Here is an 18,919-nt window from a genome sequence, read left to right as displayed (position 1 = left end):
GCAGACTCCTCTTGCTGATCAGAATAATTTCACGAACCGTTTCGGGCGTTCAAGGTAGCCCTGCGCCAGATAGAAGCGATGAGCCTCTTCACGCTTGAGACTGCTGGATAACTCCAGTTGGCTGCAACCCTGCGCCAGGGCGCTGGCTTCTGCCGCCGCCAGCAAGGCGGCCCCCACACCCACCCCCCTTGCACCTTCATCGACGACCAGCGCCGAGATCAGGCCCCAGTCTGGTGCAACATGCAATGGCCGCAGGCGGTGCCACACCAGCACACCCGCCACGTCAGTCCCATGACACGCAAGCAGCACCTCGGTAGCCGGATCCAGCCTACCCCCGCGCTCGCCCACCTCGGCCGTGCTGGCCGGATAGCCGAGCTGCCCGAACAGCTGCGCCATGGCATCGGCATCCGCCTGCGCGGCGAGCCGGATCTGCCACTCCTCACTGTCCATCTTCATCGTTGGCCTCCATTTTGCTCTGTCTCAGCCCCCTCCATACATCGAGGCGCAAACGACGATGATAAGGGGCTTATGCCGTATTGTGTCCAGTCAAATCGGCCATTTGTTAATGTCAATTCACAAATTAACAAGTTAACAACATATTTCGCTGGGAAGCCCATGAACAAATGGATATGTTAAAACCCGCGGACTTGGCAGTTGAAAGTCCCGCACACGATGAAATGACCCTCTTGGTCACCCACTATTTTAAGGGAGCGGGGCGCAGACCCCGCCAAGACAGCACGACAAAGGAGTTGTTGTACATGAATGAGATCGTCAATGCCATCAATGGGGTAATTTGGAGCCCAGCGCTCATCTTTCTGTGTCTGGGGGTAGGCCTCTACTTCTCCCTGCGCAGCCGCTTCCTGCAACTGCGTCACATCAAGGAGATGATCCGGCTGATGTTTGACGGCAAGAGCACGGATGCCGGTGTCTCCTCCTTCCAGGCGCTGGCCATGACCCTGGCTGGCCGGGTCGGTACCGGCAACATCGCCGGTGTCGCCACGGCCATCACCTTCGGTGGCCCGGGCGCCCTGTTCTGGATGTGGATGGTCGCCTTCTTCGGCGCCAGCTCCGCCTTCGTGGAGTCCACCCTGGGTCAGGTCTACAAGGAGAAGATCAACGGCGAATACCGCGGCGGACCGGCCTTCTACATCGAGAAAGGGCTCGGCATGAAGTGGTATGCCTGGACCTTCGCCATCGCCACCATCTTCGCCTGCGGCGTGCTGCTGCCGGGGGTGCAGGCCAACTCCATCGGCTCCAGCCTGCAAACTGCCTTTGATATCGATCCGAACGTCACCGCCGCCGCTCTGGCGTTGCTGCTCGGCTTTATCATCTTCGGTGGTGTGAAGCGGATCGCTAGCTTCGCCAGTACAGTGGTGCCCTTTATGGCGCTGGGCTACATCATAGTGGCCTGCGTCATCATCGCCCTCAATATCACGGCCCTGCCGGGCGTGATCCTGCTGATCTGGAAGAGTGCCTTCGGCTTTGATGCCGGCTTTGGCGCCGTGTTGGGTCTGGCCATCATGTGGGGGGTCAAGCGCGGGGTTTACTCCAACGAAGCGGGCCAGGGTACAGGGCCACACGCCTCCTCCGCAGCAGCGGTGAGCCACCCGGCCAAACAGGGTCTGGTTCAGGCGTTCTCCGTCTATATCGATACCCTGTTCGTCTGCTCTGCCACCGGCTTCATGCTGCTCATCACAGGCCTTTATAACGTACAGGGACCGGATGGCGTCGCCCTCTATACTGGCATTGCCGGCATCGCAGCGGGCCCGGGTTATGTGCAGACCGCCATGGAGAGCATGATGCCCGGCTTTGGCAGCATGTTCGTGGCCATCGCGCTCTTCTTCTTCGCGTTCACCACCATAGTCGCTTACTACTATATCGCCGAGACCAACATCGCCTACATCAACCGCAAGGTGAACCGTCCCTGGCTGACCTTCGTGCTCAAGCTGACGCTAATGGCCTCCACCGTCTATGGCACCGTCAAGACCGCCGATCTGGCCTGGGGGCTGGGTGATATCGGGGTCGGCCTTATGGCCTGGCTCAACATCATCGCTATCCTCTTGCTGCAAAAGACCGCCTTCGCCTGCCTGCGGGATTATGAAGCCCAGCAGGCCAAGGGGCAGGATCCCGTGTTCCACCCGGAAAAACTCGGCATCAAGAACGCCGACTACTGGATGGGTCACCGCTCCGAAGACAACCTGGAACAGGAGAAGGCCGGCCACCCGTTCGAGCCGGATCGCAAGATCTCCTGAACCGCAATGACATAAGACATCGATAAAAATGGCAGCCTAGGCTGCCATTTCTTTTGCACTTTATCTGCTCGCGGTCAGAGCGGATTGCGCCTCGGCCCGAATGGCAAGCGCCAGCGAAACAGGCTGTTGAACGTGGCGCGCCACTGATTGGGCCGCCCCAGGATCTGTCTCTGCAAACGGGTCTCTTCCTTGAGCATCACCTCATCGCTGCGCGCCCAAGCCTGATGGTAGAGCTGCTTGATCCCCGCCAATGCGTCTGGCGACTTGGTGATGAGCGTCCTGGCGAACTCGCGCGCCTCTGCCAGCGGGTCCTCGCAGACCCGGCTCACCAGCCCGAGGGATTTGGCCTCGACGGCATCCAGCTCGCGCCCACTCATAGCCAACTCCATGGCCGTGTCCACCCCCATCAGGTTGCGCAGGGTGACGCTGCCGCTCATGTCGGGAATAATGCCCCACTTGATCTCCATCACCGAGAAGCGGCAATCCGGGGTGCTGAACCGAAAATCAGCCCCCAGCGCAATTTGCAGGCCGCCACCGAAACAAACCCCCTGGGTCACCGCAATCACCGGCACCGGCAGCTGGTGCCAGCCGTAGGCCACCCGCTGGGCCAGGTTGGTCGCTTCATCGGCCTCACGCTTGAGGATGTCGAGCGCCGCCACCGGCTGCTTGAGCATGGACTTCACATCCAGTCCGGCGCAGAAGGCACGTCCCTCACCGTGCAGGATCACGGCCCGCAACCCTTTGTGCTGCTGCAGCTGGCGCAGCGTCTCGTCGATGGCGCCAAACATGCTTCTATCCAGCGCATTGAGTTTGTCCCCCCGCGCCAGCATCACTTCGGCGATACCGTCCCGGATCTCGCACTTGACCCTTGGTTTTTCCATCTCCCTTATCCTCTCCTTGATCCCTGTCATTGACTCACTGGTCATACCACAACGTTATCAGAGTGTGATCACCAGGTACAGTGAGGGCATCCGATTCCCGTTGCAGATGCTGCGTGCGACTAAAGTCGGCTAGCTCACACGCCACCGCTTTGTCAGACTGACCTGACGCCACCGGCCAAGGATTGCCATGACCACTCTGTTCAACTTTGCCCGCCCGCCGTTTGACTGCCTGAACGCCGAGGCGCACCAGCGGCTCGCTCAGAGCCTTTCCATCTGCTATTTCCGCGCGGGCCAGGTGGTGCTCAATACCGGCGATGTCCCGCCAGGCCTCTATCTCATCATCAAGGGGACGGTAGAGGAGTCCGCGCCTCACCACCACTTCGGTGACTACGGGGTCGATGATCTGTTCGACGTGCGGGCCCAGTTTGACGGTCGCTGCCGCCACAACTTCACGGCGCTGGAAGATACACTCTGCCAACTGATCCCCCGCCACACCTTTCTGGCCCTCTGTGAACAGACGCCGGCACTGGCCAGCTACTTCACCGCCAATCTGGCCGAGCGGCAACAACAGCAGTCACAACGGGAACGGCTGGGCCAGAAAAATCTGGCGGAATTTATTCTGACCAGAATAGAACCCGACCATCTGCAGGCGCCGCTCGTCGTCGAAAACCGGCTCAGCCTGCTGGCGGCCACCGAAGCCATGGTGGCGCAGGGCACCGATTGCCTGCTCTACCCCGCCCACGACGGCTCGCTCACCCTGGCGACCCGCAAGACCTTGCTCCACGCCCTGACCCTCAAGGGGTTGCCGCTCACCGCGCCCCTTTCGGTGCTGACCCCCACGCAGCTGATTGGTCTGCCGCTGGAGAGTTATCTGTTTGATGCCCTGCTGCTGATGACCCGTCACCGCATCAAGCGACTGGTGGTGTGGCGTGGTAACGAGGTAGCGGGGATCCTGCAACTGACTCAGGTGCTGGGGCTCTTCTCGACTCACTCCCACGTGCTGACCCTGCGCATCGCCCGGGCAGACTCCCTGCCCGCGCTGGAGGCGGTGGCCCGCGAGCAGCAGCAACTGACCCGCTCGCTGTTTGCCCAGGGGATCCACACCGCCTTCCTGATGAGGCTCATCGCCACCATCAACGAGCAGCTGATCGCCAAGGCCTTTGCCCTGCTGATCCCCCCCGAGGTACAGGACAAGGTGTGTTTGCTGATGCTGGGCTCGGAGGGACGCGGCGAGCAGATCCAGAAAACCGATCAGGACAATGCCCTGATCCTGCCCGCCGGCCTGCATTGGCCGGATCAGCAAGCGGATCTGGCCGCCTTCAGCGCCCTGCTGGAACGGCTCGGTTATCCGCCCTGCCCCGGCCGGGTGATGGTCAACAACCCGAACTGGGTGAAAGAGGTCAACGAGTGGCAACAGGAGATTGAGCGGGCCTGCGTCAACGCGGGCGAGGCTGACTTGCTCTGGCTCGCCACCCTGGCCGATGCCCACCCTATCGCCGGGGATCGCAACCTGCTGCCTCCCATCGCCAGCAAGCTGCGGGAGCAACTGGCCGATCGGCGGGATCTGCTGGCGGAGATGGTGCGGCCGGCGGTGGCCTTTCATGCCCCGCTCACCCTGTTTGGCAGGCTGGAGCGGGCGCCGGATGGGCTGGATCTCAAGCGGGGTGGCCTCTTCCCTCTGGTGCACGGCATCCGCATGCTGGCGCTGGAAGCGGCCATTCTGGAGACCTCCACCCTGGGGCGCATCGAGGCGCTGGTGGCGTGCGATCGGCTCAGTGCCAGCTATGGCAGCAATCTGGCGGAGGCGTTCCGGCTCTTTATCCGCTTGAGGCTGCGCAGCCAGCTCAAGGGGGGCGACAGCCGGGTGCAGATAGGTGAGCTCAGTCACGGCGAGCGGGATCTGCTGCGCCAGGCGCTGCATCAGGTGAAGAAGTTCCAGCAGTGGCTCACCTTGCACTTTCGTCTGAGACAATAGGCATGTGGAACCACTGGCGACGCCGTTGGCTTGGCCGCGCTTTCCGTGAAGGGGAGTTCGCTCCACTCTTCACCCTACCGCCGGGCGATGAGCGGATTGCCCTCGATTTCGAGACCACCAGCCTGGATCTCGAACGGGCGGAGATAGTCTCCATCGGCGCAGTGCGCATCCAGGGCAACCGGCTGATCACCGGAGAGGCCCTCTCCTTGCGGGTGCAAGCGCCCGCCAGTCTGAGCACGCAGTCTGTGGTGATCCACGGCCTGCGTCATCAGGATCTGCAACAGGGATTAACGTTGGAAGCCGCGCTGCGCCAGCTGCTCGACTTTATCGGCCCGCGCGAACTGGTGGGTTATCACATCGCCTACGACCTGCGCATTCTCAACCTGGCCTGCCAGAAACTGTGGGGGCTAACACTGCCCCAGCGGGGCATAGAGGTGAGCCGCCTCTATCACGACAGCCTCTATCGGCGCTATCCCGACGCGGCCATCGACCTGCATCTGGCCGCCATCTGCCAGCATCTGGCATTGCCCCCCCTACCCGTTCACGACGCCCTGAGTGACGCCATCACGGCCGGCCTCATCTACCTGCGTCTGGCTCAAGGCGGCCCATTGACTTATCCCAAAGTCTAATTGCCCATAAGCAACATTTAATTCACATTTCAGTTACATGAGCAGGTCTGCTGCTCGGTAGGGACCTCCCTTCATCCACCGCTGACACTCAATGTCATGGAGCACTGCAATGGAACAGCAAACTTATCTCAGGATCCAGCAAGATCCCAACTTCCAGGAGCTGATCGCCAAGCGTCAGCGCTTCGCCTGGACCCTCTCCATCCTGATGCTGGGGCTCTACCTGGCCTTCATCCTGCTCATCGCCTTTGCCCCCGACTGGCTCGGCACCCCCTTGCGCGAAGGTTCCACCATCACCCGTGGCATCCCGGTCGGGGTGGGGCTGATCCTTGCCTCATTCGTGCTGACCGGCATCTATGTGTTCCGGGCCAACGGCGAGTTTGACGAGCTGAACCAGAAGATCCTCAAGGGAGTACAGTCATGAAAGGCAAGTCTCTGCTGTTGCTGGCCTCGCTGGCCTCTTCCCCCCTGCTGGCGGCCGACGCGCTGACCGGTGAAGTCCATCGCCAGCCCCTCAACATCTCGGCCATCGTCATGTTCGTGATCTTCGTGGCGGGCACCCTGTTCATCACCTACTGGGCCTCCAAGCGCAACCGCTCGGCCTCCGACTACTATGCTGCCGGCGGCCGCATCACCGGCTTCCAGAACGGGCTGGCCATCGCCGGTGACTACATGTCCGCCGCCTCCTTCCTCGGCATCTCGGCCCTGGTCTACACCTCAGGCTACGATGGCCTCATCTACTCCATCGGCTTCCTGGTGGGCTGGCCCATCATACTGTTCCTGATCGCGGAGCGGCTGCGTAACCTCGGCAAATATACCTTTGCCGACGTGGCCTCCTACCGTCTCAAGCAGACCGAGGTTCGCACCCTCTCCGCCAGCGGCTCTCTGGTGGTGGTCGCCCTCTACCTGATCGCTCAGATGGTGGGAGCAGGCAAGCTCATCGAACTGCTGTTCGGCCTGCAATATCACGTCGCCGTGGTGCTGGTCGGCATACTCATGGTGCTCTACGTGCTGTTTGGCGGCATGCTGGCCACCACCTGGGTGCAGATCATCAAGGCGGTAATGCTGCTCTCCGGTGCCAGCTTCATGGCCATCATGGTGATGAAATCGGTCAACTTCGATATCGGCGCTCTGTTCAGCGAAGCGGTCAAGGTGCACGAGAAAGGGATCGCCATCATGAGCCCGGGCGGTCTGGTCGCTGACCCCATCTCCGCCATCTCGCTGGGCCTGGCCCTAATGTTCGGCACCGCCGGCCTGCCCCACATATTGATGCGTTTCTTCACCGTGAGCGATGCCAAGGAAGCGCGCAAAAGCGTGTTCTACGCCACCGGCTTCATCGGTTACTTCTACATACTGACCTTCATCATCGGCTTTGGCGCCATCCTGCTGGTCAGCACCAACCCGGCCTTCAAAGATGCCACCGGCGCCCTGCTGGGCGGCACCAACATGGCGGCCATTCACCTGGCCGATGCGGTCGGTGGCAGCCTGTTCCTCGGCTTCATTTCGGCCGTCGCGTTCGCCACCATACTGGCGGTGGTCTCTGGCCTGACCCTGGCGGGCGCCTCGGCTGTCTCCCACGATCTCTATGCCAGCGTCATCAAGAAGGGCAAGGCCAACGAAACCGACGAGCTGCGCGTCTCCAAGTACACCACTGTGGTGCTGGGGGTGGTCGCCATTGGTCTGGGGATCCTGTTCGAGAAGCAGAACATCGCCTTCATGGTGGGTTTGGCCTTTTCCATCGCGGCCAGCTGCAACTTCCCGGTGCTGTTCCTCTCCATGTTCTGGTCACGCCTGACCACCCGTGGCGCCGTCTACGGTGGCTGGCTCGGGCTGATCAGTGCGGTCAGCCTGATGATCCTGGGCCCGACCGTGTGGGTGAAGGTGCTGGGCCATGCCCAGGCCATCTTCCCCTACGAGTACCCTGCCCTCTTCTCCATGGCAGTGGCTTTCATCGGGATTTGGCTGTTTTCGGTCACCGACAAGTCGCAGAATGCAGCCGAGGAACACGCCAAGTTCCTGCCCCAGTTCGTCCGCTCACAAACCGGGTTCGGCGCCTCCAGCGCCACCGCTCACTAAGCGCAATTCCCCTTTGCAAGCCGGCCCCGTGCCGGCTTTTTTCATGGTCGCCCATCATGAGCGGCAACCCGAGTGCAATGGGGACGGCTCACTGTTCTTGCTAACATTTTCGGGGATGGATGACTCCCTGATAGCTTCCTCAAGGAGTTGGAAGAAGCATGGTTGCCCAAATAGATGCGGTTTGAACAGAACCTACCGGGGAGGCGGGGCCGCAGTCAGGTCTATACCGACCAAGCCATCTCATCTTTCTGATGATCAAGGGCATTTTCAACCTGACTTTGCGAGCGACTCAGGGGTTGCTCGACTCCCTGTTCGAGTTGATGAATATGCCGCTCTGCGCCCTGGTCAATGGCTGTGTCAGCAATACCACCCGCCCCGTCAGAAAGCACGGTGAAGTCAGACTCATCTGACTGATTTTCTTAAAGTGACCCTATATGTATTGTAAAAAGTCTGCACGGTGTGGGGACGTTCAACCCCTATTGAAAACGCCAGCATTGCAGCTGGCGTTGTAGGATCCCATTTCATCAAAAATGATAAACAAGACCAGTATTGATACTTCTGATACTGGCATCATAAAAGTTGATGTCTGAGTCACTTTTTCTATAAGAGGCGCTGATTAATCCGTTGAGTCCCTTCACGTCAAACAAGCGGTGCCAAAAGAAGCTTGCGCTGATACCAAACTCGTCAGAATCAGCCTTGTCACCGAAGATGGGATTGACTTCATCGTAGCTCATTTGGCCGAGATAGATGTTGCTGACCAATGACCACTGACTGTTGTTGTAGCCGTGAGACAGCAGGATTTGGGTCTTATCATAGCTCATGGCACTGCCATCGAAACTACCCTTGCTGTATACCAGCTCCGGGCGCAGTACGTGGCCGGGGGTAAAGATCCAGTCATAGGACAGAGCAACATCACTGGTGGTGCCGTTGCGATCTAGCATGTCGCGTTGTGCGCTGCTGAGGCCCAGGCTCTGACCGCTCCGCTCCTCAGAAATATCGAACTTGCGCATGGTGAAGGAAGTGTTGAAATGGGTTCCCCAAATCTGATCCCACGCTAAACGGCCCCCCCCGGACTTCATGTCTGTCTCATGGCGATTGCCTTCTGCATAGGGGTCAGACCAAGTATCTGCCGGCAGCAGCGGGAACACGTAAGCCAGAGCTACAATCCCTTTATCTCCCATCTGCTGACGCACACCTAATTGCTGGGTGAAGTCAAAACGCACCGCATCTTGGATAAGGTTACCAAGGAACAGCTGAGTACGCGTCTCTGCAAATGTATAACGGAGATCTGCACCAAAAATCGGCGTCACAGAAGAGTGGCTTTCTGGTGAGTTGAACAAGCCAGCATGGCGGTCATTGTCATCATTCGGGCCTTTGTACATATTCGATTTGTACTCAAGGGTGCCGACCCCCCCTATGACAAAACCTGAGAAACCAGATTGAGTTGGGATCTTGATGATCTCAGCATTGACAGAGGTTGTTGCAAGCAGTGCCACTGCAATAAATGATAGTTTTTTCATTGACTTAAACACCCCAAAAAATGTTTGAATTTTCCCGCTAGCTGCTTGAATAGGTGGCTGTTGATTCCCGGACACCACTGTCTATTCGGGAGGTATCTGATGAAGCTTACGCTTAGATTGCTGCGCCCTCATGGCAGGACGATGTCTTTATCGGCATGCGCTGAATTAGGTATGGGGATCATGCCACTGATAATACCAAATGAGGTTAAAAAATGTGAGTGATTTATCATTTACTTGCTAAAAATCAGATGTTTTTGGGATGTGGGTCAATTTTTTTAAAAATAGATCGTCGTTGGCGTTATACACGACAAAAGTGACCGCAAAAATGAACCATCTGAGACAGGTATAAGTGCAACTCTACCGTCGCTCGCTGGCGCAAACGGCAATGCGCCGGTTTAAACAATGGCTGGCGGGGAAAATCAGTCTGCGTAACTACAGCGGCCAAGTGGGAGTAATGATGGCGTATATGAGCGCGATAAACAAACTGAACGCCCCAGGTCCACCGCCCATCCCATTAACCCCGCTCTGACTGCTTACGGCTCTGGCATAAGAAAGCGGGCTACAAGGGCTTAATGCAAGTCAGTTAAGAGAGTTTGAGTCCCAACCCGCGAGGTATAAGGACTAAAGAGTGAGGGAGGCATGATGCCTCCCTCTTTTTATTGGATATCAGTCAGGGCAAAGGTTTCAGCCAAATTGACACTGTCACCATGGCACCGTTCCCGCTATTCATAATTTAGCATATTTAGTCATAAAAATGCTTAACTGACTAACATTAGGCCACAAGGCCTCGTCACAAGTGACGAGACGCATCTACATCTGGATGTGTGTTGCCCGCACAACACGCAGAGCCTTTTATTAAAGTCATCATGCAATTTATTTTTGATTAAAATGACCAATTACTCAATAATGTTCAGGCTGTAGCAAGCTCATGCTGCGACAATACAATTAGTCAACACGATTAATTACATTGTCATTTTTACTATGGGCTCAAGCTCAAGGAGTCCGAGTGGACATTACAAGATTTGTAGAGACATTCAACCAAATTAAGACTGACGTTGAACTCAATCAGGCTCTGATGGCGTTTGCGCAGACGATGGGGTTCAACCAGTATCGTTTCGCCTTGATGGTCCCTCAGAGCCTAACTCGCCCTAAAGCCATTATTTTTTCACATTGCAATGAGACCTGGGTCAATCGCTATGGCAAAGAAAACATGTTGTCAAGAGACCCCGTCATCTATCTTGCCATGCAGCGACTATTGCCAATCTATTGGCAAGACCTCCATCTTGAGCCAATTCTCCCCAATGGCGCCCTAGCATTGATGGCTGAGGCGAAAGCATGTGGTTTGCATGATGGTGTTTCCTTCCCATTTCGTGGTACTGGTGGGGAGTCAGGAATCTTGTCTTTCATCACGGAAGAGAATAATTTGGATATCAAGGCGGTCAGTCCAATATTACGGTGGGTTACAGACTACATATTTAATGCTGGGATCCGAGTCGTTAGTTCGACAGAGCGGACGCCAGCATTGAGTGCTCGCGAAGTAGAGTGCCTATTTTGGGCCAGTGAAGGAAAAACGGCTGAAGAGATGGGCGAAATACTCTCACTTTCTGCGAGGACTGTGAATTACCACATCAAGGAAGCTGTGCAGAAAACAAACTCGGTGAACCGCTATCAAGCCATCGCTAAGGCTGCCATGGGAGGGCTTCTACGTCCTGACCTAACCCTAGCTAAGATCGAAGATTATTTGTAAGGCTTAGGCTGTGTTATTAAAGTGATAACGATGTCAGCTCATATGTTCTCAACAGCTGAAGAGCAATGTATGCAGTGTCCCGCCGTGACCAGCGAACCGCTGCTCAATGGGGCTCATCGACGTTGACCTATGATGCCCTGACGGCCCCAATGTCAGGGCGTCCAAAGATGCTGCCGGAGCGCGTAAAAAATCCGGTGGTAATGCCCCGAATCTATCCTCCCCCGCCCTTTCCTGGCCCGGTCTTGTAACTTACACAGCCGACAAACATCGAGGCTCACCAGACAAATAGCACCTTTGCATGTTTGGAAAGGGAACTTAATGTCCGTGTGCATACGGCAAAATGAAGTGCAGGAAAGTATGCAGACCCTTTCGAGCACAGGAAGTGTCAAAACCTGCTGGAGGTGACCTCTAACAAGCCATTCAGGAACATGCTATTGGTGATGGCCTATACCGGCATCCGCCCTGTGGTGAGCTACAGGCTGTTAGCTGGGAGGATGCCGATGGTGTGCAGCGCGTGCTCCGCATCCGATGCAACATCACTCAACAGAAGATGCGACTCAAACTGCCGAAGGCAAATCACACACGAATAGTACATCTGATGCCGCCGGCGCTGGCCGCATGACAGGAACAATTGAAGATAACTGGGGCTCTTTCGGACGCAAAGATTGACATGCACCTACTAGGTGGCATGATCGTGCGCCAAACATTGCGCCCAGTATTTCGTCCAACCAAGTTTGTACCAGGTAGAGCACCGTTTTACTCCGCAGTTTTCCTGGTGGCGCCATGGCGGGCAGCAATCAAAAAGTCAGGGGTCGGTATCGTCGTGCCTATCAACTTCGGCATTTTTTTGCCAGTTGGAATATCACTGCTCACGGAAATCTTGCGTTCATAGCTGAACAAATGGGCCCCAGCTCAGCAAGGATGTTGCAAGAGGTCTATGGAGAATGGATCGGATCCGCAGTGAGGCCGACCTGATTTCGACTGCAATACACAAAATGGGCATGTGCTCCAATAGCGCCCCAAAGTTTCCAACCAGTGCAATAATGCATTGATAATTAAGGATTTTATTTAAACCCTATGCTAAGCAGCAACAATATCACCATGCAATTCGGCGCCAAGCCGCTGTTCGAGAACATCAACGTCAAGTTTGGCGGCGGCAACCGCTATGGCCTGATTGGCGCCAACGGCTGTGGCAAGTCCACCTTTATGAAGATCCTCGGTGGCGACCTTGAGCCTACTGGCGGTAATGTGAGCCTGGACGTCAATGAGCGCATCGGTAAGCTGCGCCAGGATCAGTTCGCCTACGAAGAGATGCGCGTGCTGGACGTGGTCATGATGGGACATAACGAGCTGTGGGCCGCCATTGCCGAGCGCGATGCCATCTATGCCAACCTGGAAGCCACCGACGACGACTACATGAAGGCCGCCGAGCTGGAAGGTCTGGTCGCCGAGTATGACGGTTACACCGCCGAGGCCCGCGCAGGCGAGCTGCTTCTGGGCGCCGGTATTCCCATCGAGCTGCACAACGGCCCCATGAGCGAAGTGGCGCCGGGCTGGAAGTTGCGGGTGCTGCTGGCGCAGGCGCTGTTCTCCAACCCAGACATCCTGCTGCTGGACGAACCGACCAACAACCTGGACATCAACACCATCCGCTGGCTGGAGCAGGTACTGAACGATCGTGAAAGTACCATGATCATCATCTCTCACGACCGTCACTTCCTGAACTCCGTCTGTACCCACATGGCGGATCTGGACTACGGCGAGCTGCGCGTCTACCCGGGCAACTACGACGACTACATGACGGCCGCCACCCAGGCCCGCGAGCGTCTGCTCTCTGACAACGCCAAGAAGAAGGCCCAGATCGCCGATCTGCAATCCTTCGTCTCCCGTTTCAGCGCCAACGCCTCCAAATCCAGCCAGGCTACCTCCCGCCTCAAGCAGATCGACAAGATCAAGATTGAGGAAGTGAAGGTCTCCAGCCGTCAGAACCCCTTCATCCGCTTCGAGCAGGAGAAGAAGCTCTACCGCAACATCCTGGAAGTGGAAGGCGTTGCCAAAGGCTATGGTGAGGCGCCCCTGTTCAAGGGCCTGAGCATGATGCTGGAAGTGGGCGAGAAGGTCGCCATTCTGGGTACCAACGGCATCGGTAAGTCCACCCTGATCAAGACCCTCATGGGCGAGCTGGCACCGGACAGCGGCACCATCAAGTGGTCTGAGAACGCCCAGATCGGCTACTACGCCCAGGATCACGCCGACGATTTCGACACCGATCTCAACGTGTTCGACTGGATGGCCCAGTGGAAACAGGCCAACGAAGACGAGCAGGCGGTACGCTCCGTGCTGGGTCGTCTGCTGTTCACTCAGGACGACATCAAGAAGCCGGTCAAGGTACTCTCCGGTGGCGAGCAGGGTCGCATGCTGTTCGGCAAGCTGATGATGCAGCGTCCCAACATCCTGATCATGGATGAGCCGACCAACCACCTGGACATGGAATCCATCGAATCCTTGAACCTGGCGCTGGAGATGTATCAAGGGACCCTCATCTTCGTCTCCCACGACCGTGAGTTCGTGTCGTCCCTGGCGACCCGCATCATGGAGCTGACCGAGAGCGGCATCCGCGACTTCGGCGGTACCTACGAGGATTACCTGCGCACTCAGGGCGTGGTATAAGCTTCGCCTGCCAAGGCGCCTCCATCGAAACAACCGGCAAGCGATTGCCGGTTTTTTTATGGTCGGCTATCGTCCCATGCTGACGGTCAATCTTGGTCGCGTATAGCCAACGCAGCCAACATTACGACGTCAGCGCCCCCCCCCAACAGATAAAAAAACGGCCCCATCACGGAGCCGTTTTCAATGGATGAGAACCGGTCGGGTTTATTCGACGGTGGCTTCCACATCGGTGAAGTACTCAATCTTGGCCGCTTTGCGCAACTCTTCGATCAGCGATTGGTAGCTCACCTGGGCCTTGCCCTGGCCAAGCTGGCCTTGCAGCAGGCTGACCATCTCGGATGGCTCCTTGGTCACGTTGACCTTGTCCAGGGCCACCACAACACGATCGCCATTGGCTTCGGTCACCAGCTCGACACTCGGCTTGCCATCCTGCGGATGAGGCATGCGGAACGCCTGCGCCAACAGGTTCTGATCCATGTCCTGAGTGAAGCGGACAACACCGTTGTGCGTCTCCATCTTCAGACCCAGTGCGGTCAGATCGGCCTGAATGTTCTCACCGGCCTTCAGCTTGTCCAGCAGAACCTGCGCCTTGCCACGGGCCACTTCACTGGCCTTGTCGTGCTTGATGGCAGCAATCACCTGCTCCTTGATCTCCGCCAGCGGTTTGGCCGCTCTCGGTTGATGGCCGGTGATGTGCATGACCAGGGCCTTGCCATCCGCCAGCTCGATCACGTCGGAGTTGGTGTTGTCATCGCGCAGCTGCTCGGAGAACGCAACGGAGAGAACCTTGGGATCGTTCAGCGGAGCCGGCGCCGTCGCCTGGGTGAAGTAATCGGAAGATTGTACCTTCATCCCCATGGTATCGGCGGTAAAGTCCAGCGAATCCGGGTTCTCGAAGCTGCTGTCAGCCATCTTTTGCTGCTCGGCAAAGAACAGCTCCTTGGCCTTGTCAGCTTGCAGACGGCTGATGGTGTCTGCTTTCACATCGGCAAACGGCTTGGTCTGGGTAGCTTCAACCCCCAACAGTTTGATGACGTGGAAGCCGAACGGGCTCTTCACCACGGTGGAGAGATCACCCGCCTTGTTCAGGGCAAAAGCCGCCTTCTCGAAGGAAGGATCCATCACCCCTTTCTCGAACCAGTCCAGTTCGCCACCTTTTTTGGCGGAGAAGGTATCGGAAGAGTTGGCCTTGGCCAGCGCAGCGAAATCATCCCCCCCCTGGGCCTGGGTCAGCAAGGCGTCAGCCTTCTGCTCGGCCGCGTTCTCGTCCTTGCCAAATGGGATCAGGATATGCGCCACACGGCGACGCTCGGCACGCTGGAACAGGTCCTGGTGCTGATCGTAGTAATCCTGGGCATCCTGCTCGGTGACCTGGATATCCTTGCCGAGGGTGGCGGCATCCAACAGCAGATAGTCGACCTTGACCTTCTCGTCGTTCATGAAACGGGCGCTGTTGGTCTTGTAGTACTGCTCCACTTCCTCATCGGAGGCTTGAACATCCCCCAGGTAGGCGGCGGCAGCCAGACGCACCAAGCGCAGATCGCGGGTCTGGTTGTAGAGCCGGTCGAGCTGCTCGGCTTCACCCTTGAGTGCAAATTCGGAACCCAGCAAGGCGCCCATCAGCTGCTGACGCACCATGTCCTGGCGCAGGGAGTCACGGAACATCTCGGGAGTCATGCCGGCACGACGAATGAGCTGCAGGTAGCGGTCATTGTTGAATTTGCCATCTTCGGCAAACTCCGGCATGGCGAGAATGGCCTGCTTGATCTGCTCGTCGCTGACGCGCAGACCCAGCTCGCGAGCCTTGCTGTCAAACAAGGCTTGATCGATCAGTCGGTCCAGCACACCGCGGCGGAACTGCTTCATGTAAGCGGGATTGGCGGCCAACTGGCTGAAAGACTCCCCCATTTGGGATTCCATGCGGGCCCGCTCGTTACGATAGGCATTTTCCAGCGCAGCCGAGCTGATCTCATTGCCGTTGACGGTGGCGGGGGCGGTACGTGCCGGGCCATTGAGGTAGCTACCTACACCGGCCAAGGCAAAGGAGAGGATGATCAGGCCCAAGATAACCTTGGCTACCTTGCCTTGCGCCCCTTCGCGTAGTTTATCCAACATCATGTGTGTACTTATGCTCCCGAACTCGATGGGCGTAAATAATGAAAAGGCGCACCGATTGCGATGCGCCTTGGTCAATCAGTATGAGGGAGAGCCCTCTCACTTGTCTGGTCTGCGACCAAGGACGGTGGCCGATGTGATATCAGCGCCCGGACTTAGTTGACCGCGTCTTTCAGGGCCTTACCGGCTTTGAAGGCAGGAACTTTACCAGCGGCGATTTCGATGGTCGCGCCAGTTTGCGGGTTACGGCCAGAACGGGCAGCACGCTCGCGCACGGCGAAAGTACCGAAACCCACCAGAGCAACCTGGTCACCCTCTTTCAGTGCTTCACCTACGGCGTCAATGAAAGCATCCAGCGCACGGCCAGCAGCGGCTTTGGAGATATCAGCACCGTCTGCAATCTTGTCAATCAGTTGAGATTTATTCACTCTTATATTCCCCTTTTATCGAACATCGCTGCGGCGCCGATTTCCCTGGCCACAACAAGTGGAGGTTTTATAGCAAGCCTCCTGATCAGTTGCAAGTGACAATCTAGCGCAAACCCGCGCCACATCACGCATTGCGACTCACCATGAGTCCCCGAACGGTGGTCAAGGCTACTGCCGTTACCCGGCGCATGCAAGCCTTAACCACCCCCCGAATGCGCCAAATTTGCGGCGCATCAACATTTACACGTCAGAAACGCGCTCAAACCCCTGCGGATTGTCCTGCAACGCCAGTTCCAGCACCTCGTCAATCCAGCGAACCGGATAGATTTCAAGGTCTTGTTTGACGTTGTCCGGGATTTCTTCGAGATCACGCTCGTTCTCTTTCGGGATAAGCACACGCTTGATACCACCGCGATGCGCCGCCAGCAGCTTCTCTTTGAGACCGCCGATGGGCAAGACTTCGCCGCGCAAGGTGATTTCCCCCGTCATGGCCACATCAGCACGGACCGGATTGCCGGTCAAGCTGGAGACCAGGGCGGTACACATGGCGATACCGGCGCTCGGACCGTCTTTCGGGGTCGCCCCTTCCGGCACGTGCACGTGAATATCGCGCTTCTCGTAGAAGTCCGCATTGATGCGCAGCTTCTCGGCACGGGCCCGCACCACCGTCATGGCGGCCTGGATGGACTCCTGCATCACGTCACCGAGCGAGCCGGTGTAGGTGAGCTTGCCCTTGCCCGGCATATTGGTGGTCTCGATGGTGAGCAGATCGCCGCCCACTTCGGTCCACGCCAGACCACATACCTGACCCACCTGGTTCTGATCGGTGGCCTTGCCGTAATCGAAACGCTGCACCCCGAGGAACTCCTTGAGGTTGGCCTGATTGACCTGAACATGCTTGATGCTCTTGTCTAGCAGGATGCGCTTGACCGCCTTACGACAAATCTTGGAGATCTCGCGCTCCAGATTCCGCACCCCCGCCTCGCGGGTGTAGTAGCGGATCACCCCGACCAGGGCAGAATCTTCGATGGTGATCTCGGACTCTTTCAGGCCGTTGCGCTGGATCTGCTTGGCAACCAGATGCTGCTTGGCAATGTTGAGCTTCTCATCTTCGGTGTAACCGGAGAGGCGGATCACTTCCATCCGGTCCAGCAACGGACCCGGGATGTTCATGGAGTTGGACGTGGCCACGAACATCACGTCAGACAGGTCATAATCCACTTCCAAGTAATGATCGTTGAAGCTGTTGTTCTGTTCCGGATCCAGCACTTCCAGCAAGGCGGAAGCGGGATCGCCACGCATGTCCGAACTCATCTTGTCGATTTCATCGAGCAGGAACAGCGGGTTCTTCACGCCAACCTTCGCCATCTTCTGGATGAGCTTGCCGGGCATGGAACCGATATAGGTACGACGGTGACCACGGATCTCCGCCTCGTCACGCACCCCACCCAGCGCCATGCGCACGTACTTGCGACCGGTCGCCTTGGCGATGGACTGGCCCAGCGAGGTCTTGCCCACACCGGGAGGCCCGACCAGACAGAGGATGGGCCCCTTGAGCTTGTTCACCCGCGCCTGCACCGCCAGATACTCAAGGATGCGATCCTTGACCTTCTCCAGGCCAAAGTGATCCGCGTCCAGCACCTCTTGCGCCTTGCCAAGGTCTTTCTTGACCTTGGAGCGCGCCTTCCACGGCACCTGCACCATCCAGTCCACGTAGCTGCGCACTACGGTGGCTTCGGCAGACATGGGGGACATCATCTTCAGCTTGGAGAGTTCGGCCTGGGCCTTGTCACGGGCCTCCTCCGGCATCCCCGCCTCTTCAATCTTGCGATTGAGGGCTTCGAACTCGTCCGGGCTGTCTTCCAGCTCACCCAGCTCTTTCTGGATGGCCTTCATCTGCTCGTTGAGGTAATACTCACGCTGGCTCTTCTCCATCTGCTTCTTGACGCGAGTACGGATGCGTTTCTCGACCTGCAGCAGGTCAATCTCCGACTCCATCATCGCCATCAGAAACTCGATGCGCTCGGACACAGAGGCGATTTCCAGCACCTTCTGCTTGTCTTCGAGCTTGAGCGGCATGTGCGCGGCCATGGTATCGGCCAGACGTGCAGCATCGTCGATCGCCGAAATCGAGGTCAGTACCTCGGGCGGGATCTTCTTGTTGAGCTTGATATAGCCTTCAAACTGACCGATGGCGGAGCGTACCAGCACATCCTGGTCCTTCTCGTCGATAGCGGTGGAGGCGATGTACTGCGCCTCACCGACGAAGAAGTCCTTGTCATCGATCATCCGCTCAAGACGGGCACGCTGGCCACCCTCCACCAGCACCTTGACGGTGCCATCCGGCAGCTTGAGCATCTGTAAAATATTGGCCACAGTCCCGACGGTGAAGATCTCCTCCACCGTTGGCTCATCGGTTGACGCATCCTTCTGGGCCACCAGCAGAACTTTTTTGTCCTGCTCCATGGCCGCTTCCAGACAGCGAATGGATTTTTCCCGCCCCACAAAGAGTGGAATGACCATGTGGGGGTAAACCACCACGTCACGAAGAGGCAGGACGGGAATCTCGATGCGTTCTGAACGCTCTAGGTTCATATATGTCCTCTCGGCTTGTTATACCGTTGGCAAA

13 protein-coding genes and 1 pseudogene are annotated in these 18,919 nt (G+C 57.5%); 8 read left to right on the top strand and 6 right to left on the bottom strand.

Annotated elements, in window-relative coordinates:
• Positions 1 to 18: 18 nt before the first annotated feature.
• Positions 19 to 456, bottom strand: coding sequence for a GNAT family N-acetyltransferase (locus tag BN1129_RS14490; protein ID WP_042037425.1), 438 nt, complete (start codon positions 454 to 456; stop codon positions 19 to 21).
• A 302-nt stretch (positions 457 to 758) separates the two neighbouring features.
• Between BN1129_RS14490 and BN1129_RS14485 the strand changes: the two genes are divergently transcribed.
• On the top strand, positions 759 to 2,252 hold the full coding sequence (locus tag BN1129_RS14485; protein ID WP_042037424.1) for an alanine/glycine:cation symporter family protein: 1,494 nt from the start codon (positions 759 to 761) through the stop codon (positions 2,250 to 2,252).
• 74 nt (positions 2,253 to 2,326) lie between these two features.
• Here BN1129_RS14485 and BN1129_RS14480 read toward each other — a convergent pair whose 3' ends face one another.
• Positions 2,327 to 3,133 carry a crotonase/enoyl-CoA hydratase family protein gene (locus tag BN1129_RS14480; RefSeq protein WP_042037423.1) on the bottom strand — a complete coding sequence of 269 codons (807 nt, stop codon included), beginning with the start codon at positions 3,131 to 3,133 and terminating at the stop codon, positions 2,327 to 2,329.
• Positions 3,134 to 3,320: 187 nt separating this feature from the next.
• Here BN1129_RS14480 and BN1129_RS14475 point away from each other — a divergent pair, with 187 nt between their 5' ends.
• The 5 genes and pseudogenes from BN1129_RS14475 to BN1129_RS22675 form a co-directional block, all read left to right on the top strand.
• Positions 3,321 to 5,108 carry a putative nucleotidyltransferase substrate binding domain-containing protein gene (locus BN1129_RS14475; protein ID WP_042037422.1) on the top strand — a complete coding sequence of 596 codons (1,788 nt, stop codon included), beginning with the start codon at positions 3,321 to 3,323 and terminating at the stop codon, positions 5,106 to 5,108.
• Between the two features lie 2 nt (positions 5,109 to 5,110).
• Positions 5,111 to 5,737 (top strand): 3'-5' exonuclease, encoded by a 627-nt coding sequence (locus BN1129_RS14470; protein WP_042037421.1) that lies wholly within the window; start codon positions 5,111 to 5,113, stop codon positions 5,735 to 5,737.
• Positions 5,738 to 5,846: 109 nt separating this feature from the next.
• Positions 5,847 to 6,158 (top strand): DUF485 domain-containing protein, encoded by a 312-nt coding sequence (locus BN1129_RS14465; RefSeq protein WP_042037420.1) that lies wholly within the window; start codon positions 5,847 to 5,849, stop codon positions 6,156 to 6,158.
• On the top strand, positions 6,155 to 7,810 hold the full coding sequence (locus BN1129_RS14460; protein ID WP_042037419.1) for a cation acetate symporter: 1,656 nt from the start codon (positions 6,155 to 6,157) through the stop codon (positions 7,808 to 7,810). The genes BN1129_RS14465 and BN1129_RS14460 overlap by 4 nt, the downstream gene beginning before the upstream one ends.
• Positions 7,811 to 8,005: 195 nt before the next feature.
• Positions 8,006 to 8,193 (top strand): annotated as a pseudogene (locus BN1129_RS22675) (transposase); the annotation flags it as partial.
• A gap of 141 nt (positions 8,194 to 8,334) precedes the next feature.
• On the opposite strand, the gene BN1129_RS14455 reads toward BN1129_RS22675, so the two are convergent.
• On the bottom strand, positions 8,335 to 9,330 hold the full coding sequence (locus BN1129_RS14455) for a DUF2860 family protein (RefSeq protein WP_042037418.1): 996 nt from the start codon (positions 9,328 to 9,330) through the stop codon (positions 8,335 to 8,337).
• 1,006 nt (positions 9,331 to 10,336) lie between these two features.
• Between BN1129_RS14455 and BN1129_RS14450 the strand changes: the two genes are divergently transcribed.
• Complete coding sequence (locus tag BN1129_RS14450) at positions 10,337 to 11,077, top strand: LuxR family transcriptional regulator (RefSeq protein WP_052449365.1); 741 nt, start codon at positions 10,337 to 10,339, stop codon at positions 11,075 to 11,077.
• 1,077 nt (positions 11,078 to 12,154) lie between these two features.
• Positions 12,155 to 13,747 (top strand): ABC-F family ATPase, encoded by a 1,593-nt coding sequence (locus BN1129_RS14445; RefSeq protein WP_042037417.1) that lies wholly within the window; start codon positions 12,155 to 12,157, stop codon positions 13,745 to 13,747.
• 204 nt (positions 13,748 to 13,951) lie between these two features.
• Here BN1129_RS14445 and ppiD read toward each other — a convergent pair whose 3' ends face one another.
• From ppiD to lon, 3 genes are all read right to left on the bottom strand, one after another.
• The gene (gene ppiD / locus BN1129_RS14440; RefSeq protein WP_042037416.1) at positions 13,952 to 15,865 is read right to left on the bottom strand and encodes a peptidylprolyl isomerase; all 1,914 of its coding nucleotides are present in this window, start codon (positions 15,863 to 15,865) and stop codon (positions 13,952 to 13,954) included.
• A 152-nt stretch (positions 15,866 to 16,017) separates the two neighbouring features.
• Positions 16,018 to 16,290, bottom strand: coding sequence for a nucleoid-associated protein HU-beta (gene hupB, locus BN1129_RS14435; protein WP_005315375.1), 273 nt, complete (start codon positions 16,288 to 16,290; stop codon positions 16,018 to 16,020).
• A gap of 240 nt (positions 16,291 to 16,530) precedes the next feature.
• Entirely contained in the window at positions 16,531 to 18,885 is a 2,355-nt protein-coding gene (gene lon, locus BN1129_RS14430) for an endopeptidase La (protein WP_042037415.1), read from the bottom strand.
• Between the last annotated feature and the right edge of the window lie 34 nt (positions 18,886 to 18,919).

It is taken from the genome of Aeromonas popoffii, assembly GCF_000820025.1.
GTDB classification, from domain to species: Bacteria; Pseudomonadota; Gammaproteobacteria; order Enterobacterales; family Aeromonadaceae; genus Aeromonas; species Aeromonas popoffii.
This window is presented reverse-complemented; position numbering and strand designations above follow the sequence as displayed.